Raw genomic sequence first — 25946 nt, 5'->3', positions numbered from 1 at the left:
ATGGCGGCCAGCGGAAATTCGAAAAGGAGATAAAAATGTTAATTATAGCAGGTCTCGGAAACCCGGGAAAGGAATATGAAAATACAAGACATAATGCGGGCTTTATGGTGATGGACGCTCTGGCGGAGAAGATTGGGGCGGATATCTCGGAGAAAAAGCATAAGGCGCTCTGTGGGAAGGGCGTCATCGGCGGGGAGAAGGTCATTCTCATGAAGCCGCAGACCTATATGAATTCCAGCGGGGAGAGCATCCGCGCAGCGGCAGATTATTATAAGGTAGATCCGGAGGATATCCTGATTGTGTACGACGATATCAGCTTGGCACCGGGACAGTTACGGATCCGCGCGAAGGGAAGCGCGGGCGGACATAACGGAATCAAGAGTATCATCGCTCATCTTGGGACACAAGAATTTCCGCGGGTGAAGGTCGGAGTCGGCGAGAAGCCGTCCCGAATGGACCTCGCGGACTATGTGCTGGGGCATTTCTCAAAGGAAGAACAGGCAACGATGGATGACGCAGTGAAGGAAGCGGCGGAAGCGGTGTGCGAGATCGTGAACGTGGGGATCGCGCAGGCGATGAATGATCATAACCGCAAGAAGGAAGAGAAGTAAAAAAACAGGAGGAACCATGGCTGAAGTTTTTGCAAATCCGCTCGTAGATCTGGCGGAGTATACTGATATGAAGCAGGATCTGGACCAGGGGAAAGGCCCAGTCCAGATCAGCGGCGTGACGGATTCCCAGAAAGTCCATGTGATGCATGAACTCTCAAAGGACAATCCGTGGCGGCTCGTCGTGACCTATGACGATACCCGCGCGAAGGAGATCTTCGATGATTTCAGCTATTTTGAGCCGAATACCTGGCTGTATCCGGCAAGGGATCTTCTGTTTTACAGCTCGGATATCCACGGAAATCTTCTGACAAGACAGAGAATGCAGGTTTTTAAGCATTTGTTGGAAGATGAAGGCGGAGTTGTTGTGACAACGGTGGATGGTCTGATGGACCATCTTCTGCCGCTTTCCATGATCAAAGAAAGCTGCCTGAATATCATGGTGGGGCAGACGCTTGATATGGAGGAGATCAAGCATCTTCTCACCGGCATGGGCTATGAGCGCATGGGACAGGTGGATGGCATGGGACAGTTTTCTGTCCGTGGCGGAATTTTAGATGTGTTCCCACTGACGGAGGAGGTTCCGGTCCGGATCGAGCTCTGGGGCGACGAGGTGGATTCCATCCGTTCCTTTGATGCCGAGAGCCAGCGGTCGATCCAGCAGATGGACGAAGTTACGATCTATCCGGCGGCGGAGCTGATCCTCACGAAGGAACATATCGAAGAGGGAATTTTGTGCCTGGAAGCCGACGAGAAAAAGCAGGAAAAAGCGTTCCGGGACCAGAAAAAGCCGGAGGAGGCCCAGCGGATCCGGCGGGCTGTCGGGGAGCTTGTAGAATCCTTAAAGGAGGGCTTTGATGTTCAGACGCTGGATGCGTATATCAGATACTTTTGTAAGGATACAGTTTCATTTCTTGACTATATGAAAGAAGTGGGCGCTAAGGTCACTTTGGTGTCTTCTGCGACAGAAACAGGAAAACAGGCAGCTGGTCTCGCGTTGATCTTAGACGAGCCCCAGCGCATGAAGGAAAAAGCCGAGACCGTTGAGACCGAGTTCCGCGAGAGCATGTCCCACCGTCTGGAGCAGGGCTATATTCTGCCGGGGCAGGCGGACCTCTTATTCGCTTCAAAGACAGTGCTGGCGGAGTGCCATACGCCTCACTCGATCTTCATGACAGGTCTCGACCAGCGTCTTCCGGGGATGACTGTAAAGGCGAAATACAGCCTGACCGGAAAGAACTTAAACTCCTATCAGAACAGCTTCGAGATCCTGATCAAGGATCTCACAAAATGGAAAAAGGACGGTTACCGCGTTGTTCTCCTTTCCGCGTCAAGAACCAGGGCGAGTCGCCTTGCTGGGGACTTAAGAGAGTATGATCTCCGTGCCTTCTGCCCGGAGGATGCGGGGCGCCCGGTGGCTCCGGGGGAGATCCTGGTCACCTACGGAAAGCTTCACAAGGGCTTTGAGTATCCGTTGATCAAGTTCGTCGTCATCACCGAGGGCGATATGTTTGGCGTGGAAAAACGGAAGAAGAAGCGGAAAAAGTACAATTACGAGGGAAAGAAGATCAGCAGCTTCTCCGAACTTTCCGTCGGCGACTACGTGGTGCATGAGAGCCATGGTCTCGGTATCTATAAGGGAATTGAGAAGATCGAGCAGGATCATGTCATCAAGGACTATATCAAGGTCGAGTACGGTGACGGCGGAAACCTCTATCTTCCGGCGACCCGTCTGGAGGGAATCCAGAAGTATGCCGGGGCTGACGCAAAGGTCCCGAAGTTAAATAAGCTTGGCGGGACTGAGTGGACGAAGACGAAGACAAAGGTCCGCACGGCAGTCCGGGAGATCGCAAAGGAGCTTGTGGAGCTCTATGCGGCGCGTCAGGACGCGGAGGGATTTCAGTACGGACCGGATACGGTGTGGCAGAAGGAATTTGAGGAGATGTTCCCCTACGATGAGACGGACGACCAGCTTACCGCCATTGATGATACGAAGCGGGACATGGAGAGCAAGAAGATCATGGACCGCCTGATCTGCGGAGATGTGGGCTACGGAAAGACGGAGATCGCGCTCCGGGCAGCTTTTAAAGCCGTACAGGAAGAAAAACAGGTGGTCTATCTGGTCCCGACAACGATCCTCGCGCAGCAGATTTACAATACCTTTGTTCAGAGAATGAAGGATTTTCCGGTGCGGGTGGACATGATGTCGCGCTTCCGGACACCGGGGGAGATGAAGAAGACAGTAGAAGGACTGAAAAAGGGGTATGTGGATATTATTATCGGCACACACAGAGTCCTGTCAAAGGATGTACAGTTTAAGAACCTTGGACTTCTGATCGTCGATGAGGAGCAGCGGTTCGGAGTGACTCATAAGGAAAAGATCAAGCAGATGAAGCAGAACGTGGACGTTCTGACCCTGACAGCGACGCCGATCCCGCGGACTCTGCATATGAGCCTTATCGGGATCCGTGACATGAGCGTTCTCGAGGAGCCGCCGGTGGACCGTGTTCCGATCCAGACCTATGTCATGGAGTACAACGACGAGATGATCCGCGAGGCGATCCACAGAGAGTTAGGGCGCGGCGGGCAGGTGTACTATGTATACAACCGTGTCAACAACATCGATGAGGTGGCAAACCATGTGGCATCTCTCGTGCCCGACGCGAATGTGGCTTTTGCCCATGGACAGATGAATGAGCACCAGCTTGAGAAGATCATGCTGGATTTCATCAACGGCGATATTGATGTTCTCGTGTCTACAACGATCATTGAGACGGGACTGGACATTCCGAATGCCAACACGATGATCATTCAGGACGCGGATCGTCTGGGGCTTTCCCAGCTCTACCAGATCCGGGGGCGGATCGGACGGTCGAACCGGACATCCTACGCCTTCCTCATGTATAAGCGCGATAAGATGTTAAAGGAGGACGCGGAAAAACGTCTTCAGGCGATCCGGGAATTCACGGAGCTGGGCTCGGGAATCAAGATCGCGATGCGTGACCTTGAGATCCGCGGCGCGGGAAATATTCTCGGAGCGGAACAGCATGGACACATGGAGGCAGTCGGATATGACCTTTACTGCAAGATGCTCAACGAGGCGGTCATTGCCTTAAAGGGCGGACAGGAAGAGGAAGAGACCTTTGAGACCGTGGTGGACTGCGATATCGACGCATTTATTCCGGACGGATATATCAAGAATGAGTATCTGAAGCTTGATGTATACAAGAGAATTTCCGCCATCGAGACGGACGACGAGTATATGGATATGCAGGATGAGCTGATCGACCGCTTTGGCGATATTCCGAAATCTGTGGATAACCTGCTGCGTGTAGCGGAATTAAAAGCTATGGCCCACCGCGCCTACGTGACCGAGGTGGATATCAACACCCAGGAGATCCGCATCGAACTCTACCCGAAGGCAAAGCTCGATGTCACCGGGATTCCGGCGCTTATTGCCGAGTATAAGACTGCGTTACGCTTTGCCCAGGGAGAGAAGCCGGTGCTGTTCTATCAGGATAAAGGAAAGAAGCATAAGGATTGCGAGCCGATGATGGAGAAGGCGAAGGAATTGCTGGGGAAGCTTGGGGAACTGGCTGAGAGCAAGAAATGAGTATATGAAAAATGGGGGATGAAGACTAAAGAATGACGATAAAGAAACCTAAGTTATCTTTGGATGAGCAAATTGAACACTTGAAGGATAAAGGTATTCTGTTTAACATTATGGATGAGAGTGATGCTAAGAAATATTTAGAACAAAATAATAATTATTTTAAGCTCACAGCGTACAGAAAAAACTATAACAAACATCCAGATGGGAAGAATAAAGGAAAATATATAAATCTTGAATTTGCGTATCTGGTAGATATGGCAATTATAGACATGAGGCTTCGATATCAAATCGTTCATATGGCACTTGATATCGAGCATCATGCAAAACTCCAGCTTTTGAGAAAACTGGATGAGTATGATGAGGATGGCTATCAAATCGTACAGGATTATATTAATTCTTTGACGGAAAGACAGAAAAAGATATATGACGGTGAAATCGAGAGATGCAGAAGGAGCATTTATTGTAGTGGTATTATTGAAAAGTATGATGATGCTTATCCTGTATGGGCGTTTGTAGAAATCATAACGTTGGGAAGATTTGTTGATTTCTATGGGTTTTGTGCAAAAAGATTTACGGATAGGGACATGATGGATAATTACTATAATTTGTTAACATGTAAAAAGATTAGAAATGCATCTGCACACAATAACTGTATTCTTAATGATTTAAAAGCTAGAACTTCGACGAATGTAACCAATGCATCGATTACCGCCAAACTTATGACCATTCAGGGCATGAATATGAATTTTCGTAAAAATCGCATGAGTAATGCAAGGATTCAGCAAATAGTAATATTGTTCTATCGTAACTGTTCAATAGGTCTGCGCACTTGCTGCGCTGACCGTAAGAAAACATAGGCTGGAAGGCAAAAATCCCATCAGCGAAGCTGATCTGGAATGGATTTTTGCACGTAACTATGAAGGTACTGAATAGTTACGTTCTATCTACATAAAACAATGGTTGAGAGTGATGGAATACGGAAAGTAGCAGAGGACGAGCTTCAGAAATTAATGGGACGAGTTAATAAACATCAGGAGTATTATCTATCAAATTCAATGATTAGTAGTACATTTAATTTTCTCAAATTAGTGGTTGACAATTGGTTCAAGACAGCATAAAATATAGATACATGGAAAAAGTTTAACTTTTGCGGAGCGGCATTGTGGATACGATGTTTGCTCCGCTTTTCTTTTTAGAAAATGTGTTTTGCGGTAAAAAGAGGTACAAATTTGGATGAAATAGCGTTAAAATTATGTGATATACAGGGGAGATTATTTGAGCTATCAGCGAATCAGAAGTATGATAGTATAAAATTCATTCGTGTGTTTATGAATTCAGATGTGTCAAGAGCGCTTGACTCAAAATATAATCGTATGCAATGGGCAGGGGAAGAATATCTCTTGGAGGAAGTTGTGGATAATGCTGGCAATAAAGTGTCGGTTGGCGGAGAAGTATTTTCAAAAGATGTCCTGTATTGGATTGGCTACATTTATCGTTATTGGCATTACTACAGCGGTGAGGATAGCAAAAAGATATACAAACAAGCACCGGTCGAAGTTATGAAACGAAATTATATGATGTTTCATACGATGGATCCGGTTCTCGCGATTGAGGATTTGAAGAAAATTTATAATCAGAAAAAATAAGAGAAACACGTACTGACTGGAGTTGGATAGAGCTCAATTTTAGACAGTACGTGTTTTACTTATATGAACAGCGAGAAAAAGGAATATGAAAATCACAGTGATTTGAGAAACAAATTGTGATTTCTGAAGTTTTAGAGAAAAGTGCAGGTATAGATCAGAGAGTCTGTATGCAGAAAACTTATTTCGAACACCCCAGAATTTCTTCTGCCCGCTTCACCGTGTCTGCAGTCGGCGGATCCACATCTTTTAAGGTGTAGGGGATTCCAAGGGACTCCCATTTGTAGATGCCGAGTGTATGGTACGGAAGAACTTCCACTTTTTTTACATTGGACAGCGTATCTAAAAACGCACGGATTCCATGAAGATTCTCATTGTCATCGGTTACGCCTGGAACGAGGACATGGCGGATCCACATGGGTTTGCCGATCTCATTCAGGTATCTGGCGAAGGCCAGAATATTTTCGTTGGTATGGCCGGTGAGAGCGCGGTGCTTTTCCGGATCGATGTGTTTTAAGTCCAGCATGACAAGATCGGTATTTTCCATGAGATCGGTGAGCTTTGAGAAAAATGGATCTTCTCTTGTAAACGGCTGTCCTGCGGTGTCAAGCACTGTGCCGACGCCGTTTTCTTTTGCAAGGCGGAAAAGCTCATTCATGAAATCGATCTGTAAGAGCGGTTCGCCTCCACTGACCGTGATGCCGCCCTCTTTGCCCCAGTAGCGCTTGTAGCGGAGTGCCTGTCTGATCAGGGCAGAGGGGGTCATTTCTTTATAATTACAGACGGAAGAAGGCGCTGCGCTGTCAGAAGCTGTATTTTGGACAGTATTCGCATGAGCTGCGTTTTCGGAGATCTGTTGCTCAGAAACGGCAGCAGCGTTCGCTAATTTCCATGTATCCGGATTATGACAATACCGGCACCGCATATGGCAGCCCTGAAGAAAAGTCACAAAGCGGACTCCGGGTCCGTCTACGGAACCAAAACTGTCGATGGAGTGAATGTAGCCTGTTGTTTCCATATAAAAGTTTCCCTTCTCCCGGAATCTGCCGGGGATAAAAATAAAGGTAAAATGAGTAGTGGGTGCAAAAGCGCAAACACTAAAATCTCAATGCCAAGCCAGAAAAAAACTTCATAATTTAGACTCAGCCGGGAATAAACAACATTCCCGGCTGATTTTAAATCGATAAAGTTAGTGAGCGATTGCTGCTTATTTTACATCGCCTCGTGGCAGGTTCTTGCAATGACATCCAGCTGCTGCTCTCTTGTCAGATCAATGAATTTAACGGCATAACCGGAAACACGGATCGTGAAGTTTGCGTACTCCGGCTTTTCCGGATGTTCCATCGCGTCCTTCAGCTTATCAAGACCGAATACGTTCACGTTGAGGTGATGAGCGCCCTGATCAAAATATCCGTCGAGAACATGGACAAGGTTGTTCTTTCTCTCATCCTCAGAATGTCCGAGAGCACCCGGAGCGATCGTCTCGGTGTTGGAGATTCCGTCGAGTGCGTACTCATACGGAAGCTTTGCGACAGAGTTTAAGGAAGCGAGAAGACCGTTCTGCTCTGCACCGTAGGATGGAGTAGCGCCCGGAGCAAATGGAGTAAATGCCGCGCGGCCGTCCGGAAGAGCGCCTGTTGCCTTACCATAAACCACATTGGATGTGATCGTAAGGATCGAAGTAGTCGGTTCGGAATTTCTGTAGGTGTGGTACTTCTTAACCTTCTTTAAGAATGTCTTTAACAGCCAAACCGCGATATCATCCGCACGGTCATCATCGTTTCCGTAACGCGGGAAATCACCCTCTGTTACGAAGCTTGTCGCCATACCGTTCTCGTCGCGGACAACCTTTACCTTTGCGTACTTGATCGCAGAGAGGGAGTCTACCACGTGGGAGAAGCCTGCGATACCGGTTGCGAAGGTACGCCGTACATCGGTATCGATGAGAGCCATCTCGGCTGCCTCATAGTAATATTTATCGTGCATATACTGGATCAGGTTCAGGATGTTTACATAGATTCCTGCCAGCCAGTCCATCATCAGGTCATACTTATGCATCACCTCGTCATAATCAAGATACTCGGAGGTGATCGGTGCGTACTCCGGACCAGCCTGCATCGGCTTTCCGTCCTTTGTCTTGTACTTCTCGTCTTTACCGCCGTTGATCGCGTAGAGCAGGCACTTCGCAAGGTTTGCACGTGCTCCGAAGAACTGCATCTCCTTACCTGTCTGGGTAGCGGATACGCAGCAGCAGATGCTGTAGTCATCGCCCCATACCGGACGCATCACATCATCATTCTCATACTGGATTGAGGATGTGTCAACGGAGATCTTTGCCGCGTACTTTTTGAAATTCTCCGGGAGACGGGAGGAGTAAAGTACAGTCAGGTTCGGCTCCGGGGACGGTCCCATGTTCTCTAAAGTATGGAGGAAACGGAAGTCTGTCTTTGTTACCATGTGACGCCCATCCTGTCCGAGACCTGCAACTTCCAGTGTCGCCCAAACCGGATCACCGGAGAAGAGCTGGTTGTAGGACGGAATTCTCGCGAACTTCACCATGCGGAATTTCATGGTCATATGGTCGATCAGCTCCTGTGCCTGGGACTCGGTAAGTGTACCTTCCTCGAGGTCACGGTTTACGTAGATATCGATAAAGGTAGAGATACGTCCAACGCTCATAGCTGCGCCGTTCTGAGTCTTAACAGCGGCAAGATAGCCGAAATAAAGCCACTGGATTGCCTCTTTTGCGTTTGTTGCCGGAGCGGAAATGTCATAGCCGTAGATCTTTGCCATCTCTTTCATGCCCTTTAAGGCACGGATCTGCTCTGCGATCTCCTCTCTCTGGCGGATGATCTCATCGTACATCGCACCGTTTCCGCAGAGATCCAGGTCTTTCTTCTTTTCTTCGATCAGGAAGTCGATACCGTAGAGGGCCACACGGCGGTAGTCGCCGACGATACGTCCACGTCCGTAGGTATCCGGAAGACCGGTTACGATGTGGCAGTGGCGGGCAGCCTTCATCTCCGGTGTGTAGGCATCAAAAACAGCCTGGTTGTGAGTTTTGTGGTATTCAGTGAAGATCTTGTGGAACTTCTCATTTACCTTATATCCGTAAGTTTCGGCAGCTTCCTCCGCCATCTTGATTCCGCCGAAAGGCATGAATGCACGTTTTAACGGTTTGTCTGTCTGGAGTCCGACGATGGTCTCGAGGTCTTTTAAGCTCTCGTCGATATAGCCCGGGCCGTAGGAAGTCAGGCTGGACACGATCTCAGTCTCGCACTCTAAGACACCGCCTTTTTTGCGTTCCTCTTTCTGGAGCTCCTGAAGACGTCCCCAGAGTTTATCGGTAGCTTCGGTCGGAGCTGCAAGGAAATCCTCGGTTCCGTCGTACTGGGTATAGTTATTCTGGATGAATTCGCGGACATTGACCTCGTCGGTCCATTTTGCGCCCTGGAATCCTCTCCAGGCTTTTTTGAAAACATCAGCGTTTCCGTTTCTGGTATTCTGTTCAGACATGGTGGTTCCTCCTTGTTTCCATTACTATTACATATTGTTAAAAAGGGATCATTCTGAAATCTTCGGTTGTGAAGAAATGCTTCGCCATTATAACAGATCGTGACAGGAAAAAACAATACTCTAAATGAGAATCATTATCAAAATCTGTCATATGGGAAATTTTCTCTTTAGGGAGATCTCAGCTGTTACAGAATCACAGCGCGGCGCAGAATGCGCCATCAGACAAAAGGGCAAAAAAACAGCCCACGGTCTGCGCTATGATTGCCCAGACGGTCGGCTTTCTTCGATCATACTTCACGTGGTTTATCCACTTATCCGTCAGTCATATGATCGGTATAAGCTATATATACCAGATGTTGTGGGGGAAGTCAAGTGGAAATAAAAGGTCTGACCAAAAACGCAAAGGGCAGTAATTCATATGGGTTGACGGAAATGTCCCATGCGGGGTACAATGAAATTATATTACTTTCGGGGGAAACAGGGGGGAATTGCGGATGCTGAGAGTACTGATCGCCGACGACGAGAGCAAGGTGTGCCAGCTGATCGAGAAGCTTGTGGACTGGGATGCGCTTGGGATGGAGGTTGTCGCAGTTGCCGAGAACGGGATCGAGGCGTTGGGAAAAATAAAAGAATTTCACCCGGATATCGTGATCACGGATATCCGGATGCCGGGATATGACGGGCTGGACCTGATCCGGCTGGGAAAAGAGGAAGCTCCGGAGGCAGAGTTTGTGATCATTAGCGGTTACCGCCATTTTGAATACGCGCAGATGGCGATCCGGTACGGGGTGAACGCGTATCTCTTAAAACCGATAAAAAAGGACGAGCTGACGGAGACATTAAAACGCCTCAGCACCCGTTTCCGGGTGCAGACGGAGCAGCTGAGCCAGGAGGAGAAGACCAGACTGGCGATCAGAAGCGATGAGAAGAACCTGAGACAGGCCTTTTTACAGGATCTTGTGGGGAGAAGAAATAAGGAGACCCTGTCGCAGCCGCTTTTGGAGATCAACCGGGAATTTCACTATCGTTTTGAGCCGGGGGAATTCTGCATCGCCATCTTAAAACTGGACGGTCGTGTCTGCGACGAGGAGCAGAATGTCCAGTTTATGGCGGAGAAAGTCCAGTCTGCGGCGGAAAGATTTTTAAAAGACTATGTCATGGAGACAGAGAATACGGAGCTCAACGGATTCCATTTCTTTCTGCTGAACTATGACGCAGAGGACCGGATGCAGATCCGGAGACAGATGAAAGCCCTGCTCTCGGAGATTCGGGTCCAGGGGGATATTTTAAAGAACCTGTCGGTGACACTGGCACTCGGAGAGGGCGTGGGAAGTCTCCCGGAGATCGGCAGTTCCTTGAAAAATGCCAGACTCCTCATCGAGGAGCGGCTGCTCGCAGGAACGGGAAAGCTGATGGAAGGAAAGATCGAAAGCGGGGAGTCCTTCGCGGACAGTGAGATCTTCGCGAAATTTAATGACCGGATCGCCCACACGCTGGAGAGTCTGGATTCCTTTGCAGTGCGGGAAGAACTGATCTATCTGAAAACGAAAATGCTGGCTGAAAAGGAGATCAGCGGTCATGAGATCCTTCAGATGACGAAGGAGATCTGCAACCAGTACCTGTTTTTTATGAAAAAGTACCGCCTTCCGGTGGAAGAGAACTTTATGGAGAACTTCAGCGTCAGTGCCGACAACTGTGCAGATGCGGCGGAGCTTTTCGATTATCTGACGAGACGGATCACGACTTCCTATGAGAAGGCAGCAAGGTTAAAGCGGCAGGATGAAAACCGCCCGATCCGCGTGGTGAAAAAGTATGTGGAAGAACATTTTGGAGAGCCGCTGACGCTGGAAGAACTCAGTCAGGTTGTGGATCTCTCCCCGACATACCTTAGCACGATCTTTAAAAAGGATACGGGGATGACGTTTCTGGAATACCTCTCGAAGGTTCGCATGGACATGGCAAAAAAGCTCTTAAAGGAGACAAATGACACGGTGGCCGATATCTGCGGGAAGGTCGGTTACAGCGATGTGCGGTATTTCACGAAGACCTTTACAAAATATGCGGGTTTAAAGCCCAAGGAATACAGAAAGCTGTACTCATGATGGAGAAGAAATATACCGATGAGAAAAATTACCTGTCCGTCCGGATCAAATGGTGTGCACTTCTCGCAGCCGGGCTGATCGGGGCATTCCTCGTGAGAATGTGGGTGGTGTGCATCCGGGAAATGCAGTCCCTGATGGTCCCGGCTGTATTTACGGCGCTTTCCGCTGCTCTGGCGGTGATCGTCTACCGGACGGTGCTGATCCCATACCGGGAGACTCGGAAGATCTATGAGCAGTTTGTCATGGGCTATGTCATGGAGGACCTTTTTAAGGTCCGCTATCCGTTTTCACCGGAGAGTGAGCAGGCAGTCCTGCGCCTGAACGAGATCATCGACCGGAACAACCTGATCGCGATCTCGAAGAAACAGGCGGAGTATCTGGCGCTTCAGAACCAGATCAATCCCCATTTCCTCTACAACACGCTGGAGGGGATCCGGAGTGAGGCGCTGATCGCGGGGCTGGACAGCATCGCGGAGATGACGGAGGCGCTGGCGACCTTCTTCCGCTACACGATCTCAAACCTGGAAAATCTCGTGACGCTGGAGGACGAACTTGCCAATATCGAGAATTATTACTATATTCAACAGTTCCGATTCGGTTCCAAACTGGACCTGAAGATCCAGTATGACCGGGATCCGGACGACGATTTCACGGAGATGGATTTTCTGCAGTGCAAACTTCCGAAGCTGACATTGCAGCCGATCGTGGAAAATTCCATCTACCACGGGATCGAGCGAAAGATCGGAAAAGGTCATCTTGTGATCCGGATCAGTGCGAGTGAGGAACGGCTCTACATCAGAATTTCCGATGATGGACGCGGAATGACGGACGAAAAACTGAAGGAACTGAATGAAAAACTGCGCCGTCTTGATGTGGAGACAGATGTCCCGGAAAAAGAGGAGGAGAAGAAGCCGGCCCGCGGCGGGATCGCGGTGGTGAACGTGAACAGGCGGATCAGGCTCCTCTTCGGCGAGGAGTACGGAATCCATGTCTACAGCAAAGAGGGGATCGGAACTGATGTCATAGTGGAGCTTCCGCTGGTGCGCGACGGGGATCGTCAGGGAGGATGGCGATGAGAAAAGAACTTCTTCGAATATCGCATGTCGATCTTGAACGGGACGGAGAGCTGCTCTTGGATGATCTGGAATTCCAGATGTTTGCCGGGGAGATCGTTGGCCTAGTGGCTCGGAACCGGAAAGGCCAGAAAGAGATGGTGGATCTGATCTGCCGGAACGATCCGATCAGCCTGGGATCCGTGTGGTATGACGGAAACGTTGTAAATAGCTACGCCTACAGCAGCGGCGAGTCCAACAAGGTGGCGCTGATCGAGCAGAAGAGCCATCTCGTGCAGGGACTCAGCGTTGTGGACAACCTTTTTATCCTGCGGGAAGGTTTCCGGAAATATTTTATCAATGAGCAGGTGATCTTTAGCCAGGCGGTCCGCTTTTTTGAGGAAAAAGGGCTGAAAGTGGACCTGGAAAAGAGAGTGGAGAACCTGACAGAGCTTGAGAGATGCTTTGTGGAGCTCGGAAAGGCGCTGCTTTCGGGCTGTCATCTCATTATCGTGGATAACCCGGCGAACTATTTGAGCCAGTATGAGCTCTTCGAGTTCCAGCAGATGTTAAAGAAGATCCGGAAAGAGGGGATCTCCGTGCTCTATGTGGGAAACCACCACCAGGAGCTCTTTAAGATCGCGGACCGGACCGCACTTTTTTCGGACGGTCACATCTACAAGGTCTTTGAGCGGGATGAGATGACGGACGAAAAGATGGCACCGTACATCTCAGAATGGAAGATCATGTCCACGGAGAATGATCAGGATGCCGAGGATGACGGGATCCTGCACTTTCACACCGTGGGAGTCGGAAATTTAAATGGTCTTCGCTTCATCCTGCACCGCGGTGAGTGTATGACGATCCTCGACAAGGAGAATAAGATCGCAGGGGACATGATGGATCTGATGACCGGGAAGAAGCGGTGCAGATCAGGATGGATCACAGTGGAACATGTGACCTACACGCAGAAAAAAGCGGCGGATTATCTCGATGAGGGGATCGCCGTGATCCCGGCGGACGGGGTAAACCGGCTGCTGTTTCTGGATGGGAGCTACATGGAGAACCTGACATTTCTCCTAGACCGAAAACTCAAAAAAAGCCTGATTCCGGGGAAGATCTATAGGAGCATCCATTCAGAATATCTGCCGCTCGTGGGGCCGGTGATCGACGCGCCCTGTGTGCGCGATATTCCGCAGGAAGACCAGTTTGCCCTGCTCTATCATAAGATGAATCTTCTGCGTCCGCGGATCATGGTCTGCATCCAGCCGCTCGCAAAGGGCGACATGTTCTGCCGCATGAGAATTTTAAATGTGCTGCGCCAGATCCAGAAACAGGGGACGGCGATACTCATGATCACCGCGAGTATCTCCGATACGCTTGATATCTCGGACCGACTGCTCGTCGTGGAGCAGGGGAAGGTGGCGGCAGTGTATGAGAAGAGTGAGTTTAAGAGAATTGTGAGGTAGGATTGGAGCTGCCCCGTCCTGTTGTATACATCAAAATATTGTCCCCCATAACCGTAGGATTGTCCTCTGTTACGGGGGACATTTTTCATGTAAGATGGAACTAACAGGGGAGGTCTATATGAACGAGTATATAGGAATCGATATCGGCGGGACGAAAACAGCCATCGTTCGTGGAGACGAGAACGGAACGATCCTTGAAAAGAAGCGATTCGCGACGACAACGAAGGGAGAAACTCTGGAAATGATCTTTCAGAGCGTTGCGGATCTGAAAACAGATCAGACGAAAGCGATCGGCGTCAGCTGCGGCGGACCGTTAAACAGCAGGACGGGTGTGATCCTGGGACCTCCGAATCTTCCGGGATGGGACGAAGTTCCGATTACGGATATGCTGACGGAGCGGTTCGGACTTCCGGCATATTTAAGAAATGATGCGGATGCCTGTGCCGTGGCGGAATGGCAGTTCGGAGCCGGAAAAGGCGCGGAGAACATGATCTTTCTTACCTTCGGGACCGGGATCGGCGCGGGGCTGATCTTAAACGGAAAGCTCTACGAAGGAACATGCGGGCTGGCCGGGGAGATCGGTCATGTACGGCTTTTTGAGGATGGACACGTTGGCTACGGAAAGTCCGGCTCGTACGAAGGATATGTGAGCGGCGGCGGGATCGCCCAGTACGGAAAAGGAACCGCGGCGGAGCTAGGAAAACGGGCGGAAGAAGGAGATCCGGAGACGTTGCAGATCTGGGCGCAGACAGGAGAACATCTTGGAAGCATGCTGGCGATCCTGATCGACCTTTTAAATCCGGAGGTGATCGTCATCGGAAGTATTTTCGTCCGGGCGGAGAAGTATCTGAGAGCTTCCATGGAAGAAAAGATCCGGAAAGAAGCACTGAAACCGGGCGTAGAGATCTGCCGGATCGTTCCGGCGGGACTCGGGGAATCAATCGGAGATATCGCGGCACTCTGTGTCGCCATGAACCTGTAAAAAATGAAAATGCCGGGATTTGCGGAGAAACCACAAAAAGAATGTAACTGTCCGGAATCCCTGCAGTTACAGGAAAAACATTAGAAATATAGCCACAAAAGGATGTGCAGGGCATATTTTCGCACACATAAAACGACCCGGTAGACCGGATCAAACGAGAAACCAAAACTGGAAAGTGGGGGAGAAGATGGGCGAAGTAATTGTTTCAATGAAAGACATCGTCAAGACATTCCCGGGCGTCAAAGCCCTGGATCATGTAAATTTCGAACTCCGGTCGGGAGAGGTCATGGCGCTTCTCGGGGAGAACGGAGCAGGAAAATCTACACTGATGAAGATCTTAAGCGGTGTTTATACAAAAGACAGCGGAACGATGACCATATTCGGAACGGAATATGACAATCTGACGCCGAAGCAGGCACAGGACGTCGGCGTTGCGATCATCCACCAGGAGTTAAACATGTGCCGCCACTTATCGGTCGCGGAAAACATGTTCCTCGGAAGAGAGAAGGTCAACGGGATCGTCTTAAATGACCGGGAGATGGAGGCAGAGGCGGCAAAGATCCTCGGCGATCTGAAGATCGACATCGACCCGAGACAGACCGTCGGCGATCTTCCGGTATCCAAACAGCAGATGGTCGAGATCGCGAAGGCACTTTCGATCCACGCGAAGATCCTGATCATGGATGAGCCGACTTCTTCCCTGACAGCAAAAGAGATCGAGGAGCTCTTCCGGATCATCCGCCAGTTAAAGGCAGACGGCTGCGGAATCGTCTATATTTCCCATCGTCTGGAGGAGCTGAAGGCCATCGTGGACCGGGTGACGATTATGCGTGACGGTCAGTATATCACAGACGGAAATTTCGCAGATATGACGATGGAACAGATCATCGCAAACATGGTCGGCCGTGAGATCAAGGAACAGTTCCCGAGAGTCTCCTGCCCGAAAGGAAAGAAGATCTTCGAGGTGAAAAACTTAAATGCCGGACATCTCGTCCGCGACATCAATTTCTCCCTCTATGAGGGCGAGATCGTCGGATTCGCGGGACTGATGGGAGCGGGACGTACCGAGACAACGAGAGCGATCTTCGGAGTTGACCCGAAGACCAGAGGGGAGATCTGGCTGGACGGAAAAGAAGTGAAGATCACCTGTCCGATGGACGCGATCAAAGCCGGGATCGTACTGGCGCCGGAGGACCGGAAAAAAGACGGTCTCTGCACGAAACTCAGCATCCGTCATAACCTGGCACTCCCGAACCTGGACCTCATCTGCAGCAAGCTCGGCGTGATCAGCAGTAAAAAGGAGGACGACCTCTGCGAGAAGGCGGTGAAGGACCTCCTGATCAAGACCCCGACGGTGGAGGTCAACGCGGGCAATCTTTCCGGAGGAAACCAGCAGAAAGTGGTTGTCGGAAAGTGGCTGGCGAGAAATTCCAGAGTCGTGATCTTCGATGAGCCGACACGAGGCATCGATGTAGGCGCGAAGGTCGAGATCTACAACCTGATGAACCAGTTAAAGAAACAGGGCATTGCCGTTATGTTCGTCTCCTCGGAGATGCCGGAAGTCCTGGGAATCGCGGACCGCGTCATCGTCATGTGCGACGGAAAGATCACCGGCGAAGTCATGGCGAAGGAGACAAGCCAGAATGAGGTTCTGAAGTTCGCTACCGAATTTGAGAAGAAACAACAGGTTAGCTGAGGGAGGACAGGAGAATGAATGAAAAGAAGCAGAGTACAGTAAAGCGGATCCTGGGGACACGCGGAATGGGCGCGGTCATCACGGCATTCGCGGGACTGATCATCATCTATGTAGCATTCGGTCTCATCGACCGTAAAGTATTTGCAGGACAGAACGTCATGAACCTTCTGCGTTCCATGTCAAAGTACCTTCTGATCGGCGTCGGACAGAGCTATCTTCTGATCACCGGAAACATCGATCTCTCGATCGGTTCCATGGTCGGAATGAGCGCCATGATCTCGGCAACCCTGATGGCGATGGGCGTCAATCCGTTCGTTGCGATGGCGGTTGCGATGGCGTGCTGCCTGGTTACCGGAGTGATCAACGGAATGTTAGTCGGAAAGTTCAAGCTTCCGCCGTTCATCGCTACCCTGGGTACCATGTTCGTGACACGAGGCGTTGCCTACATGGTCAATAACAACCGAAACACGGATGCCATCGCCACCGGTATCGGAAAGGAAGCAGGGGATAAGTTCCAGAACGTCTTCTACTATGGAAAGACACTTGGTGTTTACAACACCTTCTGGATCGCTCTCGTGATCTTTCTGATCTTCTTCTTCCTGCTCTCAAAGACCCGCACAGGAAGACATATTTACGCGATCGGCTCCAACGTGGATGCTGCGAAACTGTCCGGTGTGAATGTTGTAAATACAACAATTAAGGCATATCTGGTAAGTGCTGTCTGCGCGTGTGTCGTTGGTTATATCCTCTGCGCACAGGCAGGAATGGGCAACATGGAAGCAGGAAACATGTACGAGATGTACGGCGTTGCGGCCGGCGTTATCGGCGGCATCTCCCCGCTCGGCGGAACAGGACTTCTGCTCGGAACCTTTGCTGGTGCGGCTGTATGGCAGACACTGGAGAATGGTCTGAACATGATCGGTGCACAGGTCGGCATCCAGAGACTTGTCATCGGTATCATCGTTGTATTCTCTGTACTTCTTGATGTTGTCGTTCGTTCCGGAAACTTCGGAAAGAAAGCATCCAAATAAGACAGAGAAAAAACTGTTTTGTGTCTGCGGCATTTTGCAGCAACAGTCGGTCCGCGGTCCTGCATGAGAATAAGCAGGATGCTGGTCCGGAAATATCGTTACATGGATATCTAACTCCCATGATATACGGGAGTTACATATAAGAAAATCTTAAGGAGGATTTTTATGAAAAAGAGATTGTTCGCACTGTTAAGCTGTGCAGCCCTTGCGGCAGCCAGCATCACCGGCTGTTCCAGCCAGAAACCTGCAGAATCCGCAGCTGCGTCTGCAGAGGCAGAGTCCACCACAGGTGCTCCGTCCAAAGAAGTCGGCGATTATAAGATCGCGCTGATCACCATGGACTCCATCGACCAGCACTGGGTAACCTTAAACGAGGGTGCTCAGGAAGAGGCGAAAGAGCTCGGCGTGACAGTAAGCTTCATGTCCCCGAACACAAAGGATGACGCTCAGCAGATCGAGTGCGTAAATAACGCAGTCGCAGGCGGCTATCAGGCGATCATCGTAGCGGCAAACGGCCCGGACGCGATCTCTTCCGCACTGAAGGAAGCAAAGGACGCGGGCATTAAGATCGTATACGTTGATTCCCCGGCAAATGTGGAGGCAGAGGCAACCTTCTCTACCGATAACGAGGCAGCTGGTGAGACAGCCGGTAAAGAGATGCTCAAAGCTCTTGAAGAGTCCGGCATCACATCCGGTAAGATCGGTATTGTAAATGTAAACGCAGCAACAGACTCCACAGTCAAGAGAGAAGCCGGATTCCGTAAGGCATTCGAAGGAAAAGGCTTTGAGCTCATGGAGACCCAGTACGGCGAAGGTGACGCAGCGAAGTCCCAGACCATCGCTGAGAACTACATCACACAGGGTGTTGTCGGCATCTTCGGCTGCAACGAGGGGTCCACGACCGGTACCGGTAATGCCATCAAGGCATCCGGCAATACAGGCATCATCGGTGTTGGTTTCGATAAATCCGACGCGATCATGAACCTTATCAATGACGGATATCTTCTCTGCACAATGGCTCAGAACCCGGATCTCATGGGTAGAGACGGTGTTGAGGCAGCTGTCCGTGCGCTTCAGGGTGAGACATTTGGCGGTCTTGTAACGGATACAGGCGTTTCTGTCATCAAGGCAGGCAACACTGAGGATGCAGCAGGAACAACTGACGTGACAGCAACAAAGGACTGGAAGATCGCGCTGATCACCATGGACTCCATCGACCAGCACTGGGTAACTTTAAATGAGGGCGCTCAAGCAGAGGCAAAGGCACTTGGCGTAACCGTAAGCTTCATGTCCCCGAACACAAAGGATGATGCTCAGCAGATCGAGTGTGTGAACAACGCAGTCGCAGGCGGCTATGAGGCAATTATCGTAGCGGCAAACGGCCCGGACGCGATCTCTTCCGCATTAAAGGAAGCCGCTTCCACAGGCGTGAAGATCGTGTATGTTGACTCTCCGGCAAACGTAGAGGCAGAGGCAACCTTCTCCACAGACAACGAGGCAGCTGGTAAGACAGCAGGCGATGAGATGATCAAGGCTCTCGAGGCAGCAGGCATCACATCCGGTAAGATCGGTATCGTAAACGTAAACGCAGCAACAGATTCCACAGTCAAGAGAGAAGCTGGTTTCCGCTCCGCATTTGAAGGAAAAGGTTACGAGCTTATGGAGACTCAGTACGGCGAAGGTGATGCAGCGAAGTCCCAGACCATCGCTGAAAACTACATCACACAGGGCGTTGTCGGCATCTTCGGCTGCAACGAAGGTTCCACGACTGGTACCGGTAATGCGATTAAGGCATCCGGAAAGACAGATATCGTAGGCGTTGGCTTCGATAAATCCGATGCGATCATGAACCTCATCAATGACGGATATCTCCTCTGCACAATGGCTCAGAACCCTGATGTTATGGGTAAAGAGGGCGTAAAGGCAGCAGTGAGAGCGTTAGAGGGCGAAGAACTCGGCGGCGCTGTCAGCGATACAGGCGTATCTGTTCTGAAAAAGAACTGATGTAACTGTGTACGGAACAGTTACGAACTGATAAAGAATTTCAATGGTTACAGTTCGTGCAGCGCATGAATGATGGCCCTGAATGAAAGAAAAGGTGCCGGGCAGGAAAATAAACTGGAAACCGGCACGAAAATGAATTAAAATAACGGTAGCTTCCGCGCGACGGACAGTTACTGAACCATGTAACGCAATGGAACGCCGGGCCGAAAGGATCGGCGTTCCTGCATATAAGGGACAGGAGGACATTTGTATGAAACGCAGTGAGATCAACGCGGCTTTAAAAGAGATGGAACAGATGATTAGGGAGTATCGCTTCGCGATCCCGCCATTCTGCAATTTCACACCGGAAGAGTGGAAGGAAAAAGGCCATGATTACGATGAGATCCGCGACAACATGTTAGGATGGGATATCACGGACTACGGTCTCGGGGACTTCGATAAGGTCGGGTTTTCCCTGATCACGATCCGCAACGGCAACCTGAAGATGAAGGACAAATACACAAAGACATATGCGGAAAAACTCCTGTACATCAAAGAGGGGCAGTATTCCCCGATGCACTTCCACTGGTCCAAGATGGAGGATATCATCAACCGTGGCGGCGGAAATGTTCTGATCCGTGTATACAATTCCACGAAGGATGAGGATCTCGATAAAGTGAACGATGTCCATGTCCATGTTGACGGAAGAGAAATGGTTGTTCCGGCGGGCACTCAGGTGCGCCTGACTCCCGGTGAGAGCATTTCCATCTACCCGTACATGTACCATGATTTCGAGGTGGAAGAGGGAACCGGTCCGGTCCTTTTGGGAGAAGTCAGCCAGTGCAACGACGATAACGTGGATAACCGTTTCTACGAGAAGATGGGAAGATTCCCGGAGATCGAGGAGGATGAAGCACCGTATCGTCTGCTGTGCAACGAATATCCGGAGGCAAAATAGATGGTAGATCAGAGAACACTGATGGCGGTCTGCGGTCATATGGATCAGGTCGCCGGAGTCCGTCAGATGAAATTTCAGGACGGGCGGGCAGCGGGACTTCGCTGTGCGATGATCCATAATGGACCGCTGGAGCTTCCGCTGATGCTCGATAAATGCCTGGACCCGGCCTGGATCCGGTATAAGGGGATCAACTTAAGTCTCCTCGCAAAGCCGGGACTTCAGGGGCGGAATCCCTACGATACCGCGGGGGACGAGGCGGTGCGCTCCATCATGGGCGGCGCGATGTTCACCTGCGGTCTTGGAAACGTCCACGGAAACCGGGTGGTGGACGGTGTGGAATATCCGGTTCACGGACGGATGAGAACAACTCCCGCGGAAAAGATCTCCATGGACGCGTTCTGGGAGAACGGGGAGTATAAGATTTTGGTGTCCGGGGAGATGCGGGAGGCACAGATCTTTGGTGAAAACCTGATACTCAGACGAACGATTGAGACGACTTACGGCAGCCGGGAGATCGTATTCACGGACGAGATCGAAAATCAGGGCTTTGAGAACCAGCCGCTCTGCTTTCTCTATCACTGCAATGCCGGATATCCGTTTCTGGTGCCGGGGCTGCGGGTCGTGATGCCATCGATCTTCTGCAGCCCGAGAGATGCGGACGCAAAGGCGGGCGAGGCGGACTGGAATGTGATGGATGAGCCGAGGGACCATGCACCGGAGCAGGTATTCCAGCATGAGCTGGCAGCAGATCATAATGGAAATACGTTTGCGGCGTTTGTGAATGACGAGCTTCAGATCGGGCTCTGTATCCGTTTTGAAAAATCGGCGATCCCCTACCTGACCCAGTGGAAGAGCCTGGCATCCGGGGACTTCGCGATGGCACTGGAGCCGACAAACTGTGGGTTTGATGGCCGCGCCGGGGCGACGGAGATCCTGAAACCCTTCGAGAAACATATAAACCGTATCCGATTCCAGATCCTGGACGGAAAAGACGAAATTGAATTACTGGAACATGAGTGCAGGGAGGTATTGGAATGTACGATGTGATCGCTCTTGGTGAGCTTCTGATCGATTTTGCGGCAAAGGAGACGGATGTGGATGGATATCCGACTATGAAGGCGAATCCGGGCGGTGCACCGGGAAATTTCCTTGCAGCGTTAAATAAATATGGAATGAAGACGGCATTTCTCGGAAAAGTCGGGGATGACGCTTTTGGCAAACTGCTGGTAAAGACGTTTGAGAAAGCCGGAATTGAGACAAAGGGGATATTGACAGATCCGTCTGTGTTTACGACACTGGCATTTGTGACTTTTTCGCCGGAAGGTGACCGTTCCTTCAGCTTCGCGAGAAAACCGGGAGCGGATACAAGACTGAGCTTTGAGGAGATCGATCTTACCATGATCGATGAGGCATCGGTTTTTCATTTCGGAACCCTGAGTCTTACGGATGATCCGGTGCGCACGGCGACGAAAAAGTGTGTGGAGTATGCGAAAGAGCATGGAAAGCTCATCACCTTTGACCCGAATTTAAGACTTCCGCTCTGGGAGACAACGGACGCGGCGAAAGAGCAGATCTTATGGGGGCTGGCCCATGCGGATGTTGTGAAGATCAGCGATGAGGAGGTGGAATTCCTCTGGGGGGTCACGGACGAGAAGGAGGCGGCAGAGAAGCTGCTCGACGAGTTTGGAATCCGCCTCGCTATGGTCACTATGGGACCGAAAGGGGCATATCTTGCAAATCAGAATGGCGCCGCCTACGCGAAGTGCCCCAAGGTAAAGCCCATCGATACGACGGGAGCCGGGGATATCTTCGGAGGAAGCGCGGTGTCCAGACTGTTAAAGACAGGAAAAGCGCCGGAAGAGCTCAGCACGGAAGAACTTGGATTTATCGGTCAGTTCGCCTGCACGGCGGCAAGCATCTCCACGACACAGTCGGGCGGGATCCCGAGTATTCCGGAGGAAGCGGCGGTTCTGGACCGGATGTAAAGAAAGACAAATTCGGCTTTTTATTGAAATTCTGCTGTACACATCTTCGAAATCCCGATATAATTCAAATGTCAGGGCAGCAGGTCCAGACGGGTAGGCTGCAATGACGGTATTATGAAGATCGATCGATTATCTGGAGGGTGTTATGACAGACACAAAGGACAAGAAGAGAGAAAAACTTGGAATTCTCTGCTGCACGGCGGGGGCGACGAGCTGGGGACTTTCAGGAACCTGCAGTGAGGCGCTGTTTTCCCAGTACCCGGTAGATACGACATGGGTGACGGCGGTGAGAATGACATCAGCGGGGATCATATTGCTGTTTCTTGCGTTTGCGAAGCACAGTCTGAATCTGAAGGAACTTGGAAAAGACAAAAAAGGGCTTATAGAGATCGTTCTGTTTGCCATTGCGGGTCTGGCGCTCTGCCAGTACGCGTACCTCAGTGCCATCAAATGGACGAATTCCGGAACGGCGACGGTGATCCAGAATCTGTCCATCGTATTTATCGCAGTCTATGTCTGCATGACTACAAGGACAGCACCGGATAAACGGACCGTATTCTGCATTTTTCTGGCGCTGTTTGGTGTCTGGCTTCTTGCCACTGGCGGAAAGCCCGGAAACATGGAACTCACACCGAGGGGCCTCTTCTGGGGACTCATGGCTGGAATCGGCGCGGCAAGCTATTCCCTGCTTTCCAGAGCACCGGTAAAACACCGCGGAAGTATCCCTGTGTCCGGAATGGGGATGTTCATCGGCGGGATCGCTCTGTCCCTGATCGCCCAGAGCTGGAGGATCCCGGCAAGTCTGGACGGACGGGCGATGCTCTATATGGCGGTGATCGTCCTGCTTGGGACTGTCGGTGCGTTTACGTTATTCCTCCAGGGGATCGCTCTGGTAGGCCCCGTAAAAGCGGCACTCCTGTCCTGCATGGAACCTTTGACTGCGGCAACCTTGTCTGTCGTCTGGCTGCACTCCAGCTTTTCTCCGACAGATCTGATCGGGTTTGCGTGTATTCTTGCAACGGTAGTGCTGATGAGATAGAAAAAAATTACGGGCTTTTCCCGGATAGCTGTGTAGTCCTGTTATCGCGGACGTTGAGGATCAGGACAGCAGACAGCCGGAACATTTTACATGTTTTAACCGTATTTCCCCACCTTTATTTTGCCAGATTTTTACTTTACAATTCCTATAAAAAAATGTTATACTGCTGTGTGCGGAAAAAGATATCTGTGCGCAGCAGTTTCCTTTTTTCGCAGAGAATATTTAAAACCAAGAAATTTTACGGAGGTGAATTGCATGGATAGTTGCGATAGTACAGGGCGAAGTACGAAATGCGGTGTGGCATACAGAGAGACGCAGGATGCGGCTATCGGTGCGATGATGTAATCCTCTGATAGCTGGATTCCATATTGAGATGTCTCGAGAACACCGCAAGGGAACGGCCTGTCCATCACAGCGATGTATGGTTGGACCCCGCCAGGAATGATCCTGGGCGGTGTTCTTTTTGTTGCCGAAATTCAGGCAATTCGATCAGGAGGCGCGAAGATACGCACAGTCCTGATGATAAAAAGTAACTGGACGGATAAAGGACAGTTACAACGGAAAAGGAGGCAGAAATGGAAACAGAAGTTTTAAAAGAACAACACTATGTGGAAGAACTGGTCGAGATCATCCGCAGCGGACTTCCGAAAGAGGAGCTGATCGACCGGTTATCCGATTATCATGATAACGATATCGCGGATGCCCTCACGAAGTTGACACCGGATGAGAGACGGGAATTATACCCGCTGATCGGTGTGGAGCGCGTTGCGGAGATCTTCGCATATTTGGATGATGCGGAGCCATATTTAAAAGAACTCCCGATCGAGAGTGCTGCAAAGATCGTCTCCGAGATGGACTCCGACGATGCGGTCGATGTCCTCGAAGAGATGGATGCGACGACGAAACACAAGATCGTCGGCATGCTGGATAAGGAAGCAAGCGATGACGTCAGACTCCTGTTCTCATACGATGATGATGAGATCGGTAGCCGCATGACGACCAACTTCATCATGATCCACAACCACCTGACGATCCGCCAGGCGATGCGCGAACTGGTCGAGCAGGCGGGAGAGAACGACAATATCTCCACGATCTATGTGATTGATGAGGAAGATAAGTTTTACGGCGCGATCGATCTGAAAGATCTGATCATTGCGAGAGAGTATACAGATCTTGAGGATATTATCAGTCACTCCTACCCGTATGTTATGGACCATGAAAAGGTCAGCGACTGTATCGATAAGATCAGGGATTACGCCGAGGATTCCATCCCGGTACTGCAGGAAGACGGAACGATCGCTGGTATCATCACATCCCAGGATATCGTTGAGGCCGTGGATGATGAGATGGGCGAAGATTACGCGAAATTAGCCGGTTTGACTGCGGAGGAGGATCTGAACGAGAAGCTGGCGGAGAGCGTGAAAAAGAGACTTCCGTGGCTGGTCATTCTGTTATTCCTGGGCATGGTAGTATCTTCCGTTGTGGGCGCTTTTGAGTCTGTCGTTGCCGTGATCCCGATCGTCATGTGTTTCCAGTCCCTGATCCTCGACATGGCAGGAAACGTCGGAACACAGTCTCTGGCTGTTACGATCCGTGTGCTTATGGATGAGGAACTGACCGCAAAGCAGAAGCTTATGCTTGTTGTGAAAGAGATGAAGATCGGCTTCGTGAACGGACTGTTTCTTGGAGTTATGGCGTGGCTTTTCCTCGGAATCTATATCTGCGTGATCAAGGGATATCCGATCCACCATGCGCTGCTTGTCTCCGGCTGTGTCGGAATCGCGCTTGTGACAGCGATGGTGATCTCCAGTATGGTCGGCACACTGATCCCGATGTTCTTCAAGAAGATCAATGTAGACCCGGCGGTTGCGTCCGGCCCGCTGATCACGACAGTGAACGACCTTGTCGCAATTGTGGTTTATTATGGACTGGCGATGCTGTTTCTGGTTGATCTGCTGCACGTGACGGGCTGATATCAGATGAAATAAAAATGCGAATAAATATAAAAAAATGGGCGATCCTAAGGATATCAGGATGGTCCATTTTTTATGCAACAGGAAATTCCGAGGAATTCTCTGTTACATAAAAAAGCACACTCTTTTCTATTCCGGGGATTGCCGATCAATTTATGGTAACGACAACTTTTTTCAATTGGATGTTTTGGCATACGATCCTCTTGAACTGAAAATAATGCTATGATAAAATCATGATGGTTAGAAAAAACTAACCGAAATACTGGCTGGCATTTCCTAAACATGTGCAGGTGGTT

The 25946-nt window shown here is 50.4% G+C and carries 18 protein-coding genes and 1 riboswitch; of the genes, 16 read left to right on the top strand and 2 right to left on the bottom strand.

The annotated features are described in order from the left end of the window. Positions 1-35 precede the first annotated feature (35 nt). The 4 genes from pth to DW677_RS10455 all read left to right on the top strand — a co-directional run bounded on the left by pth (position 36) and on the right by DW677_RS10455 (position 5867). On the top strand, positions 36-611 hold the full coding sequence (pth, locus tag DW677_RS10470; protein WP_117567158.1) for an aminoacyl-tRNA hydrolase: 576 nt from the start codon (positions 36-38) through the stop codon (positions 609-611). Between the two features lie 16 nt (positions 612-627). Further along, positions 628-4221, top strand: coding sequence for a transcription-repair coupling factor (mfd, locus tag DW677_RS10465; protein ID WP_117567156.1), 3594 nt, complete (start codon positions 628-630; stop codon positions 4219-4221). A 32-nt stretch (positions 4222-4253) separates the two neighbouring features. Beyond that, positions 4254-5078 carry an Abi family protein gene (locus tag DW677_RS10460; protein WP_117567155.1) on the top strand — a complete coding sequence of 275 codons (825 nt, stop codon included), beginning with the start codon at positions 4254-4256 and terminating at the stop codon, positions 5076-5078. Between the two features lie 372 nt (positions 5079-5450). Continuing rightward, the gene (locus DW677_RS10455; RefSeq protein WP_242992148.1) at positions 5451-5867 is read left to right on the top strand and encodes a hypothetical protein; all 417 of its coding nucleotides are present in this window, start codon (positions 5451-5453) and stop codon (positions 5865-5867) included. Between the two features lie 178 nt (positions 5868-6045). Here DW677_RS10455 and DW677_RS10450 read toward each other — a convergent pair whose 3' ends face one another. Both DW677_RS10450 and pflB read right to left on the bottom strand, forming a co-directional pair. Beyond that, positions 6046-6882: a radical SAM protein gene (locus tag DW677_RS10450; protein ID WP_117567153.1), complete on the bottom strand. Its 837-nt coding sequence runs from the start codon at positions 6880-6882 to the stop codon at positions 6046-6048. A 194-nt stretch (positions 6883-7076) separates the two neighbouring features. Next, positions 7077-9380, bottom strand: coding sequence for a formate C-acetyltransferase (gene pflB, locus DW677_RS10445; protein WP_117567150.1), 2304 nt, complete (start codon positions 9378-9380; stop codon positions 7077-7079). 256 nt (positions 9381-9636) lie between these two features. Then, positions 9637-9716: riboswitch (ZMP/ZTP riboswitch) on the bottom strand. A gap of 158 nt (positions 9717-9874) precedes the next feature. On the opposite strand from pflB, the gene DW677_RS10435 reads away from it, so the two are divergent. The 12 genes from DW677_RS10435 to mgtE all read left to right on the top strand — a co-directional run bounded on the left by DW677_RS10435 (position 9875) and on the right by mgtE (position 25650). Beyond that, positions 9875-11482, top strand: coding sequence for a response regulator (locus tag DW677_RS10435; RefSeq protein WP_117567148.1), 1608 nt, complete (start codon positions 9875-9877; stop codon positions 11480-11482). Beyond that, complete coding sequence (locus DW677_RS10430) at positions 11479-12558, top strand: histidine kinase (protein WP_347473139.1); 1080 nt, start codon at positions 11479-11481, stop codon at positions 12556-12558. The genes DW677_RS10435 and DW677_RS10430 overlap by 4 nt, the downstream gene beginning before the upstream one ends. Further along, the gene (locus DW677_RS10425) at positions 12555-14003 is read left to right on the top strand and encodes an ATP-binding cassette domain-containing protein (RefSeq protein ID WP_242992147.1); all 1449 of its coding nucleotides are present in this window, start codon (positions 12555-12557) and stop codon (positions 14001-14003) included. The genes DW677_RS10430 and DW677_RS10425 overlap by 4 nt, the downstream gene beginning before the upstream one ends. A gap of 118 nt (positions 14004-14121) precedes the next feature. Continuing rightward, on the top strand, positions 14122-14985 hold the full coding sequence (locus DW677_RS10420) for an ROK family protein (protein ID WP_117504751.1): 864 nt from the start codon (positions 14122-14124) through the stop codon (positions 14983-14985). 187 nt (positions 14986-15172) lie between these two features. Then, positions 15173-16681 (top strand): sugar ABC transporter ATP-binding protein, encoded by a 1509-nt coding sequence (locus DW677_RS10415; RefSeq protein WP_117567145.1) that lies wholly within the window; start codon positions 15173-15175, stop codon positions 16679-16681. A gap of 14 nt (positions 16682-16695) precedes the next feature. Next, positions 16696-17712: an ABC transporter permease gene (locus tag DW677_RS10410; protein ID WP_117504755.1), complete on the top strand. Its 1017-nt coding sequence runs from the start codon at positions 16696-16698 to the stop codon at positions 17710-17712. A 165-nt stretch (positions 17713-17877) separates the two neighbouring features. Beyond that, positions 17878-19716 (top strand): substrate-binding domain-containing protein, encoded by a 1839-nt coding sequence (locus DW677_RS19195; RefSeq protein WP_117504757.1) that lies wholly within the window; start codon positions 17878-17880, stop codon positions 19714-19716. 250 nt (positions 19717-19966) lie between these two features. Continuing rightward, positions 19967-20653, top strand: coding sequence for a D-lyxose/D-mannose family sugar isomerase (locus DW677_RS10400; protein ID WP_117567143.1), 687 nt, complete (start codon positions 19967-19969; stop codon positions 20651-20653). Then, positions 20654-21700: an aldose 1-epimerase family protein gene (locus tag DW677_RS10395; RefSeq protein WP_117567141.1), complete on the top strand. Its 1047-nt coding sequence runs from the start codon at positions 20654-20656 to the stop codon at positions 21698-21700. Beyond that, positions 21688-22638 (top strand): carbohydrate kinase, encoded by a 951-nt coding sequence (locus DW677_RS10390; RefSeq protein ID WP_117567139.1) that lies wholly within the window; start codon positions 21688-21690, stop codon positions 22636-22638. Before DW677_RS10395 ends, DW677_RS10390 begins: the two co-directional genes overlap by 13 nt. A gap of 145 nt (positions 22639-22783) precedes the next feature. Then, positions 22784-23677: an EamA family transporter gene (locus DW677_RS10385; protein WP_117567138.1), complete on the top strand. Its 894-nt coding sequence runs from the start codon at positions 22784-22786 to the stop codon at positions 23675-23677. Between the two features lie 575 nt (positions 23678-24252). Continuing rightward, the gene (gene mgtE, locus DW677_RS10380; protein WP_117567136.1) at positions 24253-25650 is read left to right on the top strand and encodes a magnesium transporter; all 1398 of its coding nucleotides are present in this window, start codon (positions 24253-24255) and stop codon (positions 25648-25650) included. Positions 25651-25946: the final 296 nt, after the last annotated feature.

This window comes from Clostridium sp. AM25-23AC (assembly GCF_003435125.1).
GTDB lineage: Bacteria > Bacillota > Clostridia > Lachnospirales > Lachnospiraceae > Pilosibacter > Pilosibacter fragilis.
The sequence above is the reverse complement of the archived record's forward strand: the minus strand, read 5'-3'. Positions and strand labels throughout refer to the sequence as shown.

Bases quoted from the DNA above. Each gene is read 5' to 3' on its own strand.
- pth (WP_117567158.1), top strand. From the start codon at position 36: ATGTTAATTATAGCAGGTCTCGGAAACCCGGGAAAGGAATATGAAAAT.
- mfd (WP_117567156.1), top strand. From the start codon at position 628: ATGGCTGAAGTTTTTGCAAATCCGCTCGTAGATCTGGCGGAGTATACT.
- DW677_RS10460 (WP_117567155.1), top strand. From the start codon at position 4,254: ATGACGATAAAGAAACCTAAGTTATCTTTGGATGAGCAAATTGAACAC.
- DW677_RS10450 (WP_117567153.1), bottom strand. From the start codon at position 6,882: ATGGAAACAACAGGCTACATTCACTCCATCGACAGTTTTGGTTCCGTA.
- pflB (WP_117567150.1), bottom strand. From the start codon at position 9,380: ATGTCTGAACAGAATACCAGAAACGGAAACGCTGATGTTTTCAAAAAA.
- DW677_RS10435 (WP_117567148.1), top strand. From the start codon at position 9,875: ATGCTGAGAGTACTGATCGCCGACGACGAGAGCAAGGTGTGCCAGCTG.
- DW677_RS10430 (WP_347473139.1), top strand. From the start codon at position 11,479: ATGATGGAGAAGAAATATACCGATGAGAAAAATTACCTGTCCGTCCGG.
- DW677_RS10425 (WP_242992147.1), top strand. From the start codon at position 12,555: ATGAGAAAAGAACTTCTTCGAATATCGCATGTCGATCTTGAACGGGAC.
- DW677_RS10420 (WP_117504751.1), top strand. From the start codon at position 14,122: ATGAACGAGTATATAGGAATCGATATCGGCGGGACGAAAACAGCCATC.
- DW677_RS10415 (WP_117567145.1), top strand. From the start codon at position 15,173: ATGGGCGAAGTAATTGTTTCAATGAAAGACATCGTCAAGACATTCCCG.
- DW677_RS10410 (WP_117504755.1), top strand. From the start codon at position 16,696: ATGAATGAAAAGAAGCAGAGTACAGTAAAGCGGATCCTGGGGACACGC.
- DW677_RS19195 (WP_117504757.1), top strand. From the start codon at position 17,878: ATGAAAAAGAGATTGTTCGCACTGTTAAGCTGTGCAGCCCTTGCGGCA.
- DW677_RS10400 (WP_117567143.1), top strand. From the start codon at position 19,967: ATGAAACGCAGTGAGATCAACGCGGCTTTAAAAGAGATGGAACAGATG.
- DW677_RS10395 (WP_117567141.1), top strand. From the start codon at position 20,654: ATGGTAGATCAGAGAACACTGATGGCGGTCTGCGGTCATATGGATCAG.
- DW677_RS10390 (WP_117567139.1), top strand. From the start codon at position 21,688: ATGTACGATGTGATCGCTCTTGGTGAGCTTCTGATCGATTTTGCGGCA.
- DW677_RS10385 (WP_117567138.1), top strand. From the start codon at position 22,784: ATGACAGACACAAAGGACAAGAAGAGAGAAAAACTTGGAATTCTCTGC.
- mgtE (WP_117567136.1), top strand. From the start codon at position 24,253: ATGGAAACAGAAGTTTTAAAAGAACAACACTATGTGGAAGAACTGGTC.